The organism is Mycolicibacterium houstonense (genome assembly GCF_900078665.2).
In the GTDB taxonomy this organism is placed as follows: Bacteria; Actinomycetota; Actinomycetes; order Mycobacteriales; family Mycobacteriaceae; genus Mycobacterium; species Mycobacterium houstonense.
Genome location: NZ_LT546207.1, coordinates 4,598,029 through 4,613,653 on the forward strand (window position 1 = coordinate 4,598,029; position 15,625 = coordinate 4,613,653).

The 15,625-nt window shown below is 67.7% G+C and carries 12 protein-coding genes and 4 pseudogenes; 7 read left to right on the forward strand and 9 right to left on the reverse strand.

Annotated elements, in window-relative coordinates; genetic code table 11:
• Positions 1-5 precede the first annotated feature (5 nt).
• From BN4332_RS23035 to BN4332_RS23065, 7 genes are all read left to right on the forward strand, one after another.
• Positions 6-548 (forward strand): Jag family protein, encoded by a 543-nt coding sequence (locus BN4332_RS23035; RefSeq protein WP_066901824.1) that lies wholly within the window; start codon positions 6-8, stop codon positions 546-548.
• A gap of 58 nt (positions 549-606) precedes the next feature.
• Positions 607-1,323 carry a 16S rRNA (guanine(527)-N(7))-methyltransferase RsmG gene (gene rsmG, locus BN4332_RS23040; protein WP_066901825.1) on the forward strand — a complete coding sequence of 239 codons (717 nt, stop codon included), beginning with the start codon at positions 607-609 and terminating at the stop codon, positions 1,321-1,323.
• 2 nt (positions 1,324-1,325) lie between these two features.
• Positions 1,326-2,312, forward strand: coding sequence for a ParA family protein (locus tag BN4332_RS23045; protein ID WP_066901826.1), 987 nt, complete (start codon positions 1,326-1,328; stop codon positions 2,310-2,312).
• Positions 2,313-2,372: 60 nt separating this feature from the next.
• Entirely contained in the window at positions 2,373-3,422 is a 1,050-nt protein-coding gene (locus BN4332_RS23050) for a ParB/RepB/Spo0J family partition protein (protein ID WP_066901827.1), read from the forward strand.
• Between the two features lie 222 nt (positions 3,423-3,644).
• Positions 3,645-4,505: an acetyltransferase gene (locus BN4332_RS23055; RefSeq protein ID WP_066901828.1), complete on the forward strand. Its 861-nt coding sequence runs from the start codon at positions 3,645-3,647 to the stop codon at positions 4,503-4,505.
• 115 nt (positions 4,506-4,620) lie between these two features.
• Entirely contained in the window at positions 4,621-5,202 is a 582-nt protein-coding gene (locus BN4332_RS23060) for a TetR/AcrR family transcriptional regulator (protein WP_066901835.1), read from the forward strand.
• Positions 5,203-5,229: 27 nt separating this feature from the next.
• On the forward strand, positions 5,230-6,612 hold the full coding sequence (locus BN4332_RS23065; RefSeq protein WP_066901829.1) for a glycoside hydrolase family 1 protein: 1,383 nt from the start codon (positions 5,230-5,232) through the stop codon (positions 6,610-6,612).
• 124 nt (positions 6,613-6,736) lie between these two features.
• On the opposite strand, the gene BN4332_RS23070 is transcribed toward BN4332_RS23065, so the two are convergent.
• The 9 genes and pseudogenes from BN4332_RS23070 to BN4332_RS23110 all read right to left on the reverse strand — a co-directional run.
• Positions 6,737-7,927, reverse strand: a complete 1,191-nt coding sequence (locus BN4332_RS23070) for an N-acetylmuramoyl-L-alanine amidase (RefSeq protein WP_066901830.1) — start codon at positions 7,925-7,927, stop codon at positions 6,737-6,739.
• 126 nt (positions 7,928-8,053) lie between these two features.
• The gene (trxA, locus tag BN4332_RS23075) at positions 8,054-8,386 is read right to left on the reverse strand and encodes a thioredoxin (protein WP_066901831.1); all 333 of its coding nucleotides are present in this window, start codon (positions 8,384-8,386) and stop codon (positions 8,054-8,056) included.
• A 34-nt stretch (positions 8,387-8,420) separates the two neighbouring features.
• Positions 8,421-9,356 (reverse strand): thioredoxin-disulfide reductase, encoded by a 936-nt coding sequence (gene trxB, locus BN4332_RS23080; protein WP_066901832.1) that lies wholly within the window; start codon positions 9,354-9,356, stop codon positions 8,421-8,423.
• Positions 9,357-9,435: 79 nt separating this feature from the next.
• Positions 9,436-10,179, reverse strand: coding sequence for an RsmA family anti-sigma factor (locus BN4332_RS23085; RefSeq protein WP_066901833.1), 744 nt, complete (start codon positions 10,177-10,179; stop codon positions 9,436-9,438).
• A complete protein-coding gene (sigM, locus tag BN4332_RS23090) occupies positions 10,130-10,777 on the reverse strand; it encodes an RNA polymerase sigma factor SigM (protein ID WP_200820336.1) in 648 nt (215 codons plus the stop codon). The genes BN4332_RS23085 and sigM overlap by 50 nt, the downstream gene beginning before the upstream one ends.
• Positions 10,778-10,876: 99 nt before the next feature.
• Positions 10,877-13,364: pseudogene (gene murJ / locus BN4332_RS23095) on the reverse strand (murein biosynthesis integral membrane protein MurJ).
• Positions 13,361-14,479: pseudogene (locus BN4332_RS23100) on the reverse strand (DUF6049 family protein); the annotation flags it as partial. The pseudogenes murJ and BN4332_RS23100, both read right to left, overlap by 4 nt.
• Positions 14,474-15,004: pseudogene (locus tag BN4332_RS23105) on the reverse strand (NUDIX hydrolase); the annotation flags it as partial. The pseudogenes BN4332_RS23105 and BN4332_RS23100, both read right to left, overlap by 6 nt.
• A pseudogene (locus tag BN4332_RS23110) lies at positions 14,967-15,575 on the reverse strand (hypothetical protein); the annotation flags it as partial. The pseudogenes BN4332_RS23110 and BN4332_RS23105, both read right to left, overlap by 38 nt.
• Between the last annotated feature and the right edge of the window lie 50 nt (positions 15,576-15,625).

Sequence of the window (15,625 nt, forward strand, 5' to 3'; positions counted from 1 at the left end):
CGGATATGACGGACGCACAGACGACCGAGCCCGGCGCAGAGCTGGAGGAGGAGACTCAGTCCGCGCCGAAGAGCGAGGACGATCTGGAGGAGCGCTTGGTCGCCGAAGGCGAGATCGCCGGCGACTACCTCGAGGAGTTGCTCGATCTGCTCGACTTCGACGGCGACATCGACCTGGACGTCGAAGGCGACCGGGCGGTGGTGAGCATCGACGGCGGCGGCGATCTGAGCAAGCTCGTCGGCCGCAAGGGTGAGGTGCTCGACGCACTGCAGGAACTGACCCGCCTGGCGGTGCACCAGAAGACCGGTGAGCGCAGCAGGCTGATGCTGGACATCGCGCGGTGGCGTCGTCGTCGCCGGGACGAGCTGGCGGCGCTCGGTGACAAGGTGGCCCGCCGCGTGCTGGAGTCGGGGGAGCGCGAGGAGTTGGCGCCGATGACTCCGTTCGAGCGGAAGATCGTTCACGACGCGGTGGCGGCGGTCGACGGTGTCCGCAGCGAGAGCGAAGGTGTCGAGCCTTCACGCCGCGTCGTCGTTCTGCTCGGCTGAGTTCTAGTTACAAAGGTGTAGTTCGTTTGCGGCGACGGTGCCGTAGGGAGTGCGGAGGATGTTTCACGTGAAACATGGACCGGTCCCCGCGGCACCGGACGCCGCGGCGGGGGTCTTCGGCGAGCGGCTGGAGACCGCCCAACGGTACGCGGCAATCTTGGCCGGTGCCGGTGTCGAGTGGGGATTGATCGGGCCACGGGAAGTGGACCGGCTCTGGGATCGACACATTCTGAACAGCTCGGCTCTCGGGGAACTGCTGGCGCCCGATGAGCGCATCGCCGATATCGGCAGCGGTGCGGGCCTGCCCGGCATCCCGTTGGCCATGGCGCGACCGGACATTCATGTCACGTTGATCGAGCCCCTCCTGCGGCGCAGCGAGTTCCTGCGCGAGGCGGTCGAGGAATTGGCTCTCGATGTGACGGTGGTCCGTGGTCGGGCGGAGGATCCTGAGGTTCGCAAAGCAGTGGGCGAACTGGATGCGGTGACCTCCCGCGCGGTCGCCTCACTGGACAAGTTGACGCGCTGGAGCATGCCACTGCTGCGCGTCGACGGCAGGATGCTTGCCCTCAAAGGTGAGCGTGCCGAGGCCGAGATCGAAGAGCATCGGCGTGTGATGGCTTCCCTGGGTGCAGTCGATGCCAGGGTGGTGAAATGTGGCGTGAACTATTTGAACCCGCCCGTAACCGTCGTCGCCGTGCGGCGCGTGGCGGTCAGACCGGGGAACCGGTCGACGGGCAGAGCCTCCGGGTCACGGGGGAGATCGGGCAGGAGATGAGGATGGGTTCTGAAGGTCAGCGTGCCGCGGGGACGAATGGTTCGCCCGCTGTTTCACGTGAAACGGTTTCACGTGAAACATGGAACGGTGGCGCCGGCACGGCATGGTCGACGGACGCCAGCATGGACACGCCCATCGCCGCGGAGGCGGAGCAGGCGACCCGAGTGCTCCACACGTCGCATGGACAGCTTCCCCGTCCGTCGCGCCAGCGCGTGTTCACGATCGCCAATCAGAAGGGCGGCGTCGGCAAGACGACAACGGCGGTGAACGTCGCCGCCGCTCTCGCACTGCAGGGATTGCGGACATTGGTGATCGACCTCGACCCACAGGGCAACGCCAGCACGGCGCTGGGCATCGAGCACCGCCCGGGCACGCCGTCGTCGTATGAGGTTCTCATCGGGGATATCCCCGTAGAGGAAGCGCTCCAGCGGAGCCCGCACAGCGATCGACTGTTCTGCATTCCCGCGACCATCGATCTGGCTGGCGCCGAGATCGAGTTGGTCAGCATGGTGGCGCGAGAGGGCCGTCTGCGCGCCGCGCTGGCCGCGCTGGCCAATCACAACTTCGACTACGTGTTCATCGACTGCCCGCCGTCGCTCGGCTTGCTCACCATCAACGCTTTGGTGGCCGCGCCCGAGGTTCTGATCCCGATTCAGTGCGAGTACTACGCGCTGGAGGGGGTGGGCCAGCTGCTGCGGAACATCGAGATGGTCAAGGCGCATCTGAACCCGGAGCTGTCGGTATCGACCGTGATACTGACGATGTACGACGGGCGCACCAAGCTGGCGGACCAGGTTGCCGAGGACGTGCGCGAGCACTTCGGAGACAAGGTGTTGCGCACGGTGATCCCGCGGAGCGTGAAGGTGTCGGAAGCTCCCGGATACGGAATGACGATCCTCGATTACGATCCGGGTTCCCGTGGAGCGCTGAGCTATCTCGACGCGAGCCGCGAGATCGCCGAGCGTGGGGCGCCGCCCCGTGGCCAGTAGCGGCATGGAGCACTAGGTAATGAGCAGACATCGGACGGCAGAGATGAGCAGGAGACGAGCATGAATCAGCCGGCACGGAAGCGGAGTGGTCTCGGCAGGGGACTGGCGGCCCTCATTCCGACCGGTCCAGCTGAGGATGGCACCGACGCCCTGAGTCCCAGGATCGGCGCGAACGCCGCCGATGTTCTGCTCGGTGGCCCGCCGGCCGGTCCCGGTGATTCCGCGGCATCCACGCCTACCGCCTCGTCGACATCCCCTGCAACGGACGAATCCGATCCCATCGTCACCGGCGATGTCGGGGCCACGTATCGCGAGATCGACCCCAGCCTGATCCAGCCGAACCCGCGTCAGCCGCGCCAGGTGTTCGACGAGGAAGCGCTCAGTGAACTCGTCCACTCCATCCGCGAATTCGGGTTGATGCAGCCGATCGTCGTTCGCGAGGTCAAGGAGAATGGCGAGGCGCGCTATCAGCTGGTGATGGGGGAGCGGCGCTGGCGTGCCGCCCAGGAGGCCGGACTGGAGGCCATTCCGGCGATCGTCCGCGAGACCGGCGACGACAGCATGCTGCGTGATGCGCTGCTGGAGAACATCCATCGCGTGCAGCTCAATCCGCTCGAAGAGGCGGCCGCCTACCAACAGCTGCTCGACGAGTTCGAGGTCACCCACGACGAACTGGCGGCCCGCATCGGTCGCTCGCGGCCGCTGATCTCCAACATGATCCGGCTGCTGCGCCTGCCGATCGCGGTGCAGCGACGAGTCGCGGCCGGCGTGCTGTCGGCCGGTCACGCGCGTGCGCTGCTGGCGCTGGAGGGCGGCCCGGAGAAACAGGAGGAGCTGGCGGCGCGCATCGTCGCCGAGGGCATGTCAGTTCGCGCGACCGAAGAGGCCGTGACGCTGGCCAACCGCGACGGCAACACCGCACCGCCGGCCCCGCGGCGCAAGCCGATCCAGATGCCGGGGCTGCAGGACGTTGCTGAACGGCTGTCGTCGGCCTTCGACACTCGCGTGACGGTGAGCCTCGGCAAACGCAAGGGCAAGATTGTGGTCGAGTTCGGGTCGGTGGACGATCTTCAGCGCATTGTCGACATCATGAGCGCCGAAGACCGCTGAAAATCCACGACCAACTACACCGGGTTGTTCCGTCACTGTGACACATCAGTGATCAGCACCTGCAGTCGCGACTGCGGAAGAACGTAAAGCGACTGTGCGGCACGGCATTTCACTACGGAGGCGGAATTCCATGAGATTTTCGGGGCGCAGTGGGCCGACCAGAGCGGGCTCTCCTATCCTTGAGGGGCAGCCACCTACACAGTGGGAAAGCCAGGGACCTCAGTGACCGCACGAATCACGCCGCTTCGGCTCGAGGGTTTCGAGCAGCTGCCCAAGCACGCGCGGCGATGTGTGTTCTGGGAAGTGGATCCGTCGACGGTCGATGACGACCACCTCACCGATCCCGAGTTCGAAAAAGAAGCCTGGCTGTCCATGGTGATGTTGGAGTGGGGATCGTGTGGTCAGCTGGCGGTGACGGCTCGCCCGGATGCTCCCGAAGAAGATCCAGGTGCTGGTTCCGCCACCGACATCGACGTCGTGTCCGCGGCCGGCATGGCCGACTTCACGGTTCCGGCCACACCGGACGATTGGACGGCCCCGGCGGTCGTGGACGACCCCTGTCTGGGCTACGCGTTCTATGCGCCCCCGGGTGCGGTGCCGCGGGCCCGACTTTTTCCGACCGCCCCGGTGAGTGCCGATGCCATCCTGCTGACCACGGTCGGGGTGGAGTGCTCCGAGGACCGCGGGCTGTTGTCCCAGAGTCTGCTGGCTGCGGTGGTCAACGACCTCGTCCGGCGAGGGGTTCGCGCCCTGGAGGCGTTCGGCTACACCTCGGCCTTGACCGAAATGATGGACCGCGACGAGCTTCCGGCCGAGCTGTCCCCGGTGGTGGCGGTGTTGGGAGACTGTTCCGTCGGCGAGTGCATGCTGACCTCCGACTTCCTCGAAGACGTCGGGTTCACGGTGGTGGCGCCGCATCCGTACTTCCCGCGGCTACGTCTCGAACTCGACAAGGGACTCGGCTGGAAGGCTGAAGTGGAGGCCGCGCTCGAGCGGCTGCTGGAGAATGCGCGGATCGAGCTGCCCATCGGTGCCGGGATGTCCGGTGCCGGAGTCGGGGCCAAAGGCATTGCGGCGCCGTAAGGTTGACGCAACGACGCGTCTGTCGGCCCGACGTGGACGAGTCGTCGGAGTCTCGGGCAAGGCGCTGCGGAAGCCCGGGCGCCATGCGGCTGCCGTGGAGTTCTAGCCTGTGGTCATGCCAGCGGTAGGGCGGTATGCCAAGGGTGAGGCCAAGCGCGCGGAGATCAAGGTGGCCGCGCTCGCGGTACTGGAACGCGACGGTGAGGCCGGCGCGTCGATGCGGGTGATCGCAAAAGAAGTCGGGATCAGTCTGGCGGGCCTCATGCACTACTTCCCGACCCGCGATCTCCTGCTCACCGAACTCCAGCGTGATGGTGATGCGAAGTTCGAGGAGTGGTACCGGAATTCGGATGTGGACGTCGACCCCGGTGAGGCGTTGGCGCAGGCCATGGTGGACAAGGCGAGTAAGCCCGGGTCGGGGACTGTCTACTTGTCGTTGGCAGCCGCCGCCGCGATCGATCCTTCGCATCCGGCTGCGCAGTACCTGCGCGGGAGGTACGAACGCATGCGCGCCATCGTGGCCGACTATGTGACCCGGCGTCAGGCCGCAGGCACGGTGCCGGTGCATGTTGATCCGGAATTCGCTGCTGCCGCACTGATTTCCGCTGCAGACGGGATCCAGATTCAGTGGATGTCCGATCCGTCGATCGATATGGGCGCCCACGTTCGCAAGGTGTGGGAGAGGCTGCTGTCATAGCAAACCAGTGCAGTGTATGGTTTTGGCATGCGGTGGAACAAAGTGGTGTTCGCGTCGGCTCTCGTTGTCGCGATCGGCGTGTCCGGGTGCTCCTCCCGACAGGAACCGGCCGAGAACGCCTCGAGTTGGGATCGAAACTTCTACTGGGGCACCGCGACCGCCGGCTACCAGGTAGAGGGCGCCGCACCCGATAGCAACTGGCGCCGGTATGTCGACCAGACAGCCGGCAAGCCGGGCCGGCCCGGACCCGACCCGCTCGGTGCGGCTGAGGTTGAGCCGTATCACCAGGCGGACGACTTCCGGCACCGATACCAGGAGGACATCGCCAACGCACATGCCATGGGTGTCAACACTTTTCGGTTCGGGCTGGAATGGGCACGGGTGATGCCCGAGCCAGGGAAGTGGGATGAGAAGGAGCTCGCCTACTACGACGACGTGGTGGCAACGCTGCGCAGGAACGGCATGACGCCGATGATCACGCTGATGCACTGGGTGTATCCCGGGTGGGTGGCTGACCGCGGCGGGTTCATGAACAACGTGCACGCCTTCGAGGAGTTCGCCACGGCGATCACCAAACGCTATGCAGGACAAGGTGTGTTGTGGGTGAGCATCAACGAACCCCTGGCCTTCGGCGCCATGGAGGTGCGCACCGGTGCCATCAAGCCCGACCAGTTCGAAACGTTCCTCGAACGGGTGGCGGACGCACACCGGCTCGTCTACCGCGCCGCACACGATGCGGATCCGGACGCCAAGGTCACCACCAACGAGGCGTACATCCCGCCGGAGGTGTTGGCACAGTTCACCGCGCTCGGAGTACAAGGCATCGACGGATCGTTCTTCGACCGGGTCACCGACAGCCTCGACTACCTCGGGTTCGACTATTACACCGGTACGGCGCAGGACAATCCGGCTTCAGGCCAGAGCCTGGCGGCCCGCTGGAACATCAAACTGCAGCCCGAGGACATCTACTATGTGGCGCGCCACTATGCCCAGAAGTATCCGGACCTGCCGATCTATGTCGTCGAGAACGGGATGGTCACCGATAACGGTAAGCCGCGGGCCGACGGTGTCACCCGGTCGCAGTATCTCGCCGACACGGTTTTCTGGCTGCAGCGAGCCAAGGCCGACGGCATCCCGATCATCGGCTACAACTACTGGTCGTTGGTCGACAACTACGAATGGGGAAGCTACCGGCCACGTTTCGGCCTGTACACCGTCGACGCAGTGGGGGACCCGGCGTTGAGGCGCGTACCCACCGATGCCGTGCCGACCTACACACAGATCACCCGTGACGGCGGCACCGTACCCGGATACCGGCCGGTGATCCCTGCGGCACACTGCTCGACAACCGTCGGCGAAGACAGCTGTACGCTACTGGATCCGGACGGGCCACTCGCCGAGCTGCGGTGAGCCCGAGTCGAATTGGCGTTGGCGCTGACGCGCTCGGCTGCATTGGCGCTCACGCGCTCAAGTCTGATCGGCGCTCACGCGCTCACGCTCGATTGGCGCTCACGCGCTCAGGTTTGATTGGCGCTCACGCGCCGCGGCCCGCCTGTTCAACCGAAAGCTCATGCGCCAACAACTCGGCGAAGGTGAAAGTGCCTGTCGGGCGGTCGTTCTTGCCCAGCAGGTACAGCCGCTTGACCGCGGCGAGGATGCCCTCGGCAATGGCGTCGCGAGTTTGAGTCGACAGCAGCAGCCCGCGGTCATGCGGATTGGTGATATAGCCGATGTCGACCTGGACCGTGGGCATCCGGGTCAGCCGCAGCAGGTCCCAAGTGCGGCCGTGAGAACGACAGTCACGTAACCCGGTGCGGGCCACCACTTCTCGCTGGATGAAGTCGGCCAGGTTGCGGCCGATGGTCGATACCGACCCATGGGAGTTCCCGAAGTGGAATGAGGCCACGCCGTTGGCGGCGGGGGAGCGCTGGCTCTCGCACCGCAGGCTGATCATCAGATCGGCGCCGACCCGGTTGGCCGTGGCCGCCCGTTCGGCATCGAGCAGGCTGCGGTTGGGGGGACGGGAGATGAAGGTCTCCATCCCGATCGCGGTCATCCGGCCTTCGAGCCGACTTGCCAAGTCCCAGAGGATGTCTGCCTCGCTGATGGGGCCGTCGGGACCGTTCATGATCAGCCCGTGATCGGAGCCGCCGCGGCCCGGGTCGATGATGACGTGCTTACCCGACAACCGAGGGCCGGAGCGGCGTACCAATTCTTCCTCGCGGATCGCGTGCGGCGACCCTCCGGTCACTCGCGAACCCAGGAAGTACAACGAGCGCAACGTTTCCGGTCCGCAGATACCGTCGGGGTACAGGCCGTATTCGCGCTGATACGAGGACAGTGCGTTGTGGGTCTGCAGCCCGAAATGCCCGTCCACCATGCCGGTATAGAAACCGAGGTCCTGCAACCGGGCCTGCAGCGTCGCCACATCGTCGCCGTACATGGGCGCGCCGAACTGGTGGGTCAGCGTGCGGGCGCCGAGCCGGTAAGAGGCCTCACGCAGCGCGCGGTACGTGGCTTCGCCGACAATACCGTCCACCAGGAGCCCCCGGTGCTGCTGAAATGCCCGGACGGCACTGTCGAGTTCGTCATCGAAGGCGTCGAGCGCCACGTGTCTTCCGGTACTCAGGTCGGCGTCAGGATTGTCGATCAGACCTAACGCGGCCAACGCTGCCCGGATCTCGGTGACTGCTCCGCCACGGTCACCGCGACGCAGACTCGACATTCGGCCCCTCCATGCTGGTCTCCGGTCATCTGCCGGACTAGCTAGCCAGCATTGTCTCAGACTTCGGCCACATACCGGAAAACGCCAGGCGTATCCGGGGTGTGTCAGGTGGTGGTGTGGGTGAGCTCAGAGTGCGTCGGCGAGTTCGCGCAACAGCGCGGCCTTGCCCTTGGCACCCACGATGCGCTTGACCGGCTGCCCGTCCTTGAACAGGATCATCGTGGGGATCGACACCACCTGGAAATCACGCGCGGTGGCGGGGTTGGCGTCCACATCGATCTTGGCCACCCGCAACTCACCGGCCTTCTCGCCGGCGATCTCCTCCAACACCGGGGCCACCATCTTGCACGGCCCGCACCAGGTGGCCCAGAAATCCACCAACACCGGGGTGCTGCTGGTCAGGACGTCGTCGGAGAACGAATCGTCGGTGACCGTTACTGTTGCGCTGTCCGCACTCATGGAGCTCTCCTGTCGGGTCGGAATCTTTTGAGGGTCAGTCGTTCTCGGCGAGCCAGCGCTCGGTGTCGATGGCGGCCGAACAGCCGGAACCCGCCGCGGTGATGGCCTGGCGGTAGGTGTGGTCGACGAGGTCGCCCGCCGCGAAGACACCCTCGAGCGTGGTGGCCGTGGTCCGGCCGATCACCTTCACGTAGCCCTCGTCGTCGAGGTCGATCTGACCGCGCACCAGTTCCGAGCGGGGATCGTGGCCGATCGCGACGAACACACCGGTCACGTCGAGCTTGGATTCCTCACCGGTCACGGTGTCACGCAGGCGCACGCCGGTGACCTTCGGATCGCCCTCGATCTGGGTGATCTCGGTGTTGGTCAGGAATGTGATCTTCTCGTTGGCGCGGGCGCGCTCCAGCATGATCTTGGAGGCGCGGAACTCGTCGCGGCGGTGGATCAGCGTCACCGAGCGGGCGAACCGGGTCAGGAAGGTGGCCTCCTCCATCGCGGAGTCGCCGCCGCCGACCACGACAATGTCCTGGTCGCGGAAGAAGAAGCCGTCGCAGGTGGCGCAGGTGCTCACACCCATACCGAGCAGCGCTTCCTCCCCGGGCACGCCGAGGTGCCGGGCCGCGGCACCCATCGCCAGGATGACGGCGCGGGCCTGATGCGTCTCGTCGCCGACGGTGACGGATTTCACCGGGCCGGACAGGTCGACCGCGTCGACGTCCTCCATGCGCAGATCGGCACCGAAGCGCAGCGCCTGCTCCCGCATCTCGTCCATCAGCTCGGGGCCGGTGATGCCCTCACGGAACCCGGGGTAGTTCTCCACCTCGGTGGTGGTCATCAGCGCACCGCCGAACTGGGTGCCTTCGAACACCAGCGGCTTGAGCTGGGCCCGGGCCGCGTAGATGGCTGCGGTGTATCCGGCCGGGCCGGAACCGATGATGATGACGTCGTGAACCGTCGCTGAGGTGGACATGTAAGCCTTTCTGCCGTCTCGGCACGGGGTGCAACGTCAGCCTAGGCCGGATGTGTTCCCACCGAGTTCGTAGGACAGACTACGGACGTTTCACCGGCCGTTGGACGACGGTCCGGGCCAGCAGCGTGGCGTGACCGGCGTCGCAGTCCGAGGCGACGACCAGCGCGTCGACGGCGTCGGGGTCGGCCGGTGCGGTGGGCGGGACCAGGGCCAGCACTCCGGGGCGCCCGCCCACCTCGAGCGGGCGGGCGCCGAGAATCTCGACATCCGGCGGGTAACCCACCTTCGACAGGCACGTGGTCAGTCGGGGGCGGGTGAGGGGACGCAGGTCGGGTGGCTGGGCGAGCAGCCCCTGGATCTCGGACTCGGAGAGCCCGATGGAGCCGCGTGGCGGGGCCACGGTGATCTGGCCGACGCTGGTCAGCGTCGATGGCGTCGAACCGGCAGGCCGCAGCAACACCACGCCGCCGACCACGATGGCCGCCACGGCTGCGCCGGCCCCGACGAGGGCGCCGAGGCGCTTCCAGCGGCGTCTCGACGGGACGGACGGTTCGGCCCGCAGCGCCTCGAACAACCGGGCGCTGACCTCGGCGGGGACCGGGGCGGCCGAGGACGTGTCCCGGCCGAGCTCGGCCAGGTCGCGGCGCACCCGGTCGAGGGCGGCCAGCGTGGTCCTGGCCTCGGGCCCGGCCTGTGCGTCGCTGCGGATCCGCCGGCGTACCTGTGCGGCGGTGGCATCGTCGAGCAGACCGGCCTGCAGATCGGCGAGGATCTCAGCAGGTATCGGGCCGTCCGACGGCACTCGGGGCGCGCTGCCGTTCATCGGCTTCAAAATACTGGAGCAGGCGGGCCAGCTTCGTCCTGGCGCGGGCGCACCGGCTCTTCACGGTGCCCTCGGCCACGCCGAGCAGCCGGGCCGTCTCGGCCACCGAGTAGCCCTGCATGTCGACCGCCACCACGGCCGCCCGTTGCTCGACCGGCAGCTGCATGAGTGCCCGTTCCACCACGATCGCGGTGTCGACCCGCGGTGCCGGATCGCCGGACGGATCGCGCAGGTGGATCAGGTGGCCGAGTTCGTAGGAGGCGGGCTGGTGGCGGGACCGGCGCACCCGGTCCAGGCAGGCGTTGACCACGATGCGGTACAGCCAGCTGCTGACCGCCGAGTCGTAGCGGAAGGTCGCGGCCGTGCGATGCGCCGACAACAACGCGTCCTGCACGGCATCATCGGCGTCATCGGGATGGCGGCTGGTCAGGAACGCCAGCCGGCGCAACTGTCCGTGATGCCGGCGGACCAGCTCCTCGAACGCGTAGCGGTCCCCGGCCACGTGGGCGGCCAGCAGTTCGGCGTCGGAGCGCGCGGGCGTGTCATGCCCCGGCAGCTGCGCTGTCACCGGCTTGCCGGTCCCCCCGAACCTTCCCACACGCTGAACTTAAACGCTGTCGGGAGCCGGCCCGGACACATGTTTGCCTGGCCGGCCATCCCTGCAGGTCAAACGCTGTTCCAGCCTGGGGATGACGGCTCAGGAAGCCGCTTTGATGGTGATTTCGGAGATGTCGGTGCGGCTCTTGCCGTCGACGGTGCCCAGCGTGGAGATCCACACCAGCACGTACGACGTCGGCGACGCCTCGTCCACCGAGATGGTGTTGGAGCCCGGCTTCAGTGACGTGGCCGGGGTCAGCTCGGTGGTGTCCGAAAGCGACGACGGGGTGGCCGATTGCGCCGAACGGATCTGCACCGCGGTGCCGGTGCTGGTCACGTTGAGGGTGACCGAGCCGATCACCGTCGGCTGCGGCAGTTGCAGGATCAGCCCGACGCCGTTCTTGAATCCGGGGAACGGAGCCGGATCCGAATAGGTGTCGGTGGACCACGCCGTGCCCGCGCTGCCATCGATGGCCTGACCGGCCGTGGCCGGTGAATCGGCTTCGCCCTCGGGTGAGAACACCGTGGCGCGAACGGGTTTCACCGTGCTGCCGGCCGCGGCGGAATCGCCTCCGGTCTCCTCGCTGCTCGTGCTCGGCGCGTTGAGGCCGAGCTCGTCGCGGTTGAGACCGCCGCCGACGTCACCGAAGATGCGGTTGAGCACGGAGACCATCACCAGCAGGGCCACCAGGATGATGCCCGCGGCCACGCTGATTCCGATGATCAGCCCCTTGCGGCGGCGGGCTTCGGCGGCTTCGTGTTCCTCAGGAGTCTCATGGGTGCGTATCGGTGCGGCCGGGGCTGGCGTCTCCTCGACCGAACTCATCAGCTCGGTCCGGTCCGCGATCGCGGTGGCCTGCTGCAGCAGGTTCAAAAGCGTTGGAGCGCTGCGGATTCCGCCACCGGGCTGGACGGCGCGAGCGGCGGCGGCCGAGATCTGGAACGGGATGTCGCGGTCCACCGCGCGCGGTTCGACCGGTTGGCCGGCCTGGTCGCGGGCGGCCGNCTCCGGCACCGCCCCACGCGGTCAGCGATTCCAGCCCGAGCAGCTGGTCGGCGACCTGCGCGACCAGGCCCGCGATCAGCGACGCCGCGAGCGTCACCAGCATGGTCCGGATCACCGCTTCGCGCAGCAGCCGGCCTCCGCGCGGACGCAGGTTCGACCTCAGCAGCAGATGCCCGACCACGGCCCCGGCGGCGAAACCCAGGCCGTTGGCCAGGCCGAGGTAGGGGGCCACCATGTCGGGGTTGTCGGTCAGATGCGGCGCGGCGATCGAGGCGATGATCTTGACGATCGTGATCACCACGATGATCACGATCGGTGTCCACGGTTTCTCCCGCGCATAGAACACCCGCAGCTGCAGCAACACCAGGGCGTAGGGGATCAAGGTGAACGCGGACAGGGTGATCGCCATGCCCAGGTACCCGGCATCGGACGCACTGAAGTTGCCGTAGGCGAACAGCGCGCTGCCGATCGCCGGACCGCCGACGGTCATCATCGCCACGATCGGGATCAGCGTCACCATGGTGAGCCGAGTGGCCAGGGACAGGTCCTCGATCACGGCGGGCACGTCGTCGGCTGCGGCATTGCGGCTCAGGCGGGGCATCACGACGGTGAGCACCGTGACGCCGATCATCCCGAACGGCAGCTGCAGCACGAGCCACGTGTAGTTGTAGATCGCCGGCCCGGAGGCGGAGGCCGAGCTCGCGATCTGGTTGCCGACGATCAGGCCGATCTGGCTCACCAGCACGTAGAGCACCATCGCTGCGGCCATGGTGCCGAATTTCTTCAGCCGGTCGTCGATGCCCCACAGCGGGCGCAGGCTGACCCGCTCGGCGCGGATGGCGACGAACAGGACGGCCGCCTGCACCACCACGCCCAGCGTGGTGCCGATCCCGAGGACCAGCAGCTTGGCGGTGCCCATCTCGACCGGATCGCTGGACAGCTCCCCGGGCACCAGGACGAACACACCCAGCGTCACGATGGCGACCACGTTGTTGAGCACCGGAGCCCACGCAGGCGGGCCGAACACGTTGCGGGTGTTGAGGATCGCGCCGAACACCGAGGTCAGCCCGTAGAACAGCACCTGCGGCAACAGCAGGTAGGCGAACGCGGTGGTCAGCGGGTTGTTCACCTGTGGATCGCTGCCGAGCATCAGCCGGACCAGCAGCGGCGCGCACAGCACCGAGAGCACCGTGGTGACCAGCAGCAGCGTGGTCGCCAAGGTCACCAGCCGGCGGATGAAGTCCGTGCCGCCGTCGGGGTCGTCGCGTTCGGCCCTGGCCAGCACCGGCACGAAGATCGCGGTGAACGTGGCCTCCAGCACGAGCGCGGCCACCATGTTGGGCAGCTGGTTGGCCACCGAGAAGGCACTGGTCAGCGGGCCGCCGAGCAGCGCCATGAGCAGGACGAACCGCAGGAACCCGGTGATCCGCGAGATCAGCGTGGCGAACGCCATGCCCCACGACCGCGACACCACCGCGGCGTCGGACAGTTCGGCCCGTCCGGCCGGCCGTGCGGGACCGGTGGCGTGCGGGATCCGCGGCGGACCCGGTGCGCGGGCCACGTTGGGTTCGGGCGAGGTCATCGGGGCCGGTCCGGGCTGCTCGTGGGCGCCGGCGGGGGAGCCGACGCCGCGTCGTCGTTGTTGAATGCCATCGCCACGTCGAGCGGGTCGGGGTGTTCGCCGGGCGGGATCAGATCGGCGCGGTCGGGCTGGCCGCGGAACCGGTGCCACAGCCGGCGGCCGGCCAGCGCCACCAGGACCGCGCCGGCCGACAGCGTGATGAAGAACAGCACCTTGCCGTAGGCGTTGGAATGCACCGACAACCGCACCGGTTCGCCGAGGGTGAGTCCCTCGGAGGTCTGCAGGCTGACATCCACGGCAACCCGCTGGGTGAAATGGACCTCGATCGGTACCCGCAGCGGCAGATACCCGGGCGGCAGTTCGATCTCGCCCATGTCGGTCACCGTCATGCCGGGCGGCGCGTCGACCCGCAGCCGGACCCGTACCGGCACCGGCAGGTCGTTGCGCAGCGCCAGCGGCAGCGGGCTGCGCTCGGTGGCCAACGTGTAGGCGCCACCGGGATTGACGATCGTCACCGCGCCGAACATGTCGTCGACGCTGCGGCTGACCGCCCGCAGCCGCTGTTCGGCCATGCCTTCGCGGGCGTCGGGCGGCACGGACTGGCTGAGCGCCCGCAGCATGTCCTCGCGCAGCGGCGCGGTGTACTGCATGCCGGTCAGGCCGGTCCGCTCGTCGGTGGTCAGCGCGGCGGTCAGGCCCCACAGCCGGCCGACCACCGCGGCGATGCCGCCGTTGATGTTGTCGTCGATGGCGCCGCGCGGGTGGCCCAGGGCGTCCGGCGGTGGGGTCTGCAGCGGTTCGTGTGGCACGGCGTTGCTCTCGGCGATCACCAGCGGCAACGGTCGCGGCACGGCGAGCCCGGCGTGGATCGTGGTGGCCACCGCGGTGAGGATGGCCTGCGCGTCGTCGGCGTCCAGCGACCACACCGGCGGCGGCATGAGGATCTGGGTGCGGGGCTGCTCGGTGGGGGTGAGGCCGCGCCACAGCAGCGCCCCCAACGCGTCCTGCCTGCGCGCGGTCTGGGAGTCCTGGCGCACCGGGACGTCCAGGGAGGGATCGAGGTAGGTGGGCGCCACCGGATCGGTGCCTGCCCCGGCCAGCGCGGCGCCGACGGCNACCCAGGCGACCTCGGTCACCTCGACGTCGTCGTCGGACAGTTCGCCGCCCAGGAAGCGCATGAGGTAGTGGTGCACGGTCTTGTGCACGCGGCGGCCCTCGGTGACGAACCAGTAGTCGATGCTGCCCAGCGCGGCGAGCACGTCACCGCGGATGCCGGTTTCCTCGGCCACTTCGCGGATCGCGGTCTGTTCGGCCGTCTCGCCGAGTTCGATGTGCCCCTTCGGCAGCGACCACAGCATCCGTCCGCGCCGGTCGACCCGGCCGATCAGGGCCGCCACCTGGGTGTCCTTGGGTCCGTCGATCCCGTCGATGACGAGGCCGCCTGCCGAGGTCTCGTGCACGGTGCGCAGCCGCTCCTGTGGGCGGCGCGGCCGTGACTTGCGTTGCTTGGACTGATCGCGCGGGGTGGGCGTGGGAGCCGCCGCAGCGACGGGTGCTTCGGCGCCGCCGTTGTGACGTGCGGCATNACATCGAGGTGCGGTCCGAATCCGAGGGCTGGTCCGGCGGGACCCCGAGAACAGGCAGCAGGAAGCGCGAATCGTCCAGCCGGGCGGGCGCCCCGTAATCCGGTGTGCCGTTCACGTTGATCAACACCGGATAGACGCCGGGCTCGGCGATGCCCAGCGATCCGGCGCCCTCGTCGCGCAGCGGATAGGACAGTGTGAACGCCACCGAGTCGCCGCGTTGCATCTCCGGTGCCACGGTCACGAAGTCGGCGACCGGTTCGAACTGGTCGAGATCCCCGGTGAGGTCGGTGCGCAACTGGCTCGAGGACGTCACCGCCCGCGCGTGCTCCATCCGGATCACCACGTCGCGCACCGGGCGGTCACCGACGTTGAGCACCGCGCCGCTGACGGTCAACACCGATTCACTGGTGGTGGTGACGACGTCGGGGGAGACCCGGTCGATCCGGATCTGCAGAAACGGCTGGTCTCCGGGTTCGCCCGCGTGCGCGCGGGGGGTCAGGACGGGAAGCGCGGCGGTGGACCACACCGAGATCAGCAGCACCACCGCCACGAGCACCACTGTGTGCGCCAGGAGGGATAACCCTCGGCGCACCGCAGAAGCGGCGGTCACGGGCCCTGTCCCCATCCGTTCGTGGGCCGGCGGGGCGGGGGGTGGTTCCTTTTACCCTTTTAGTT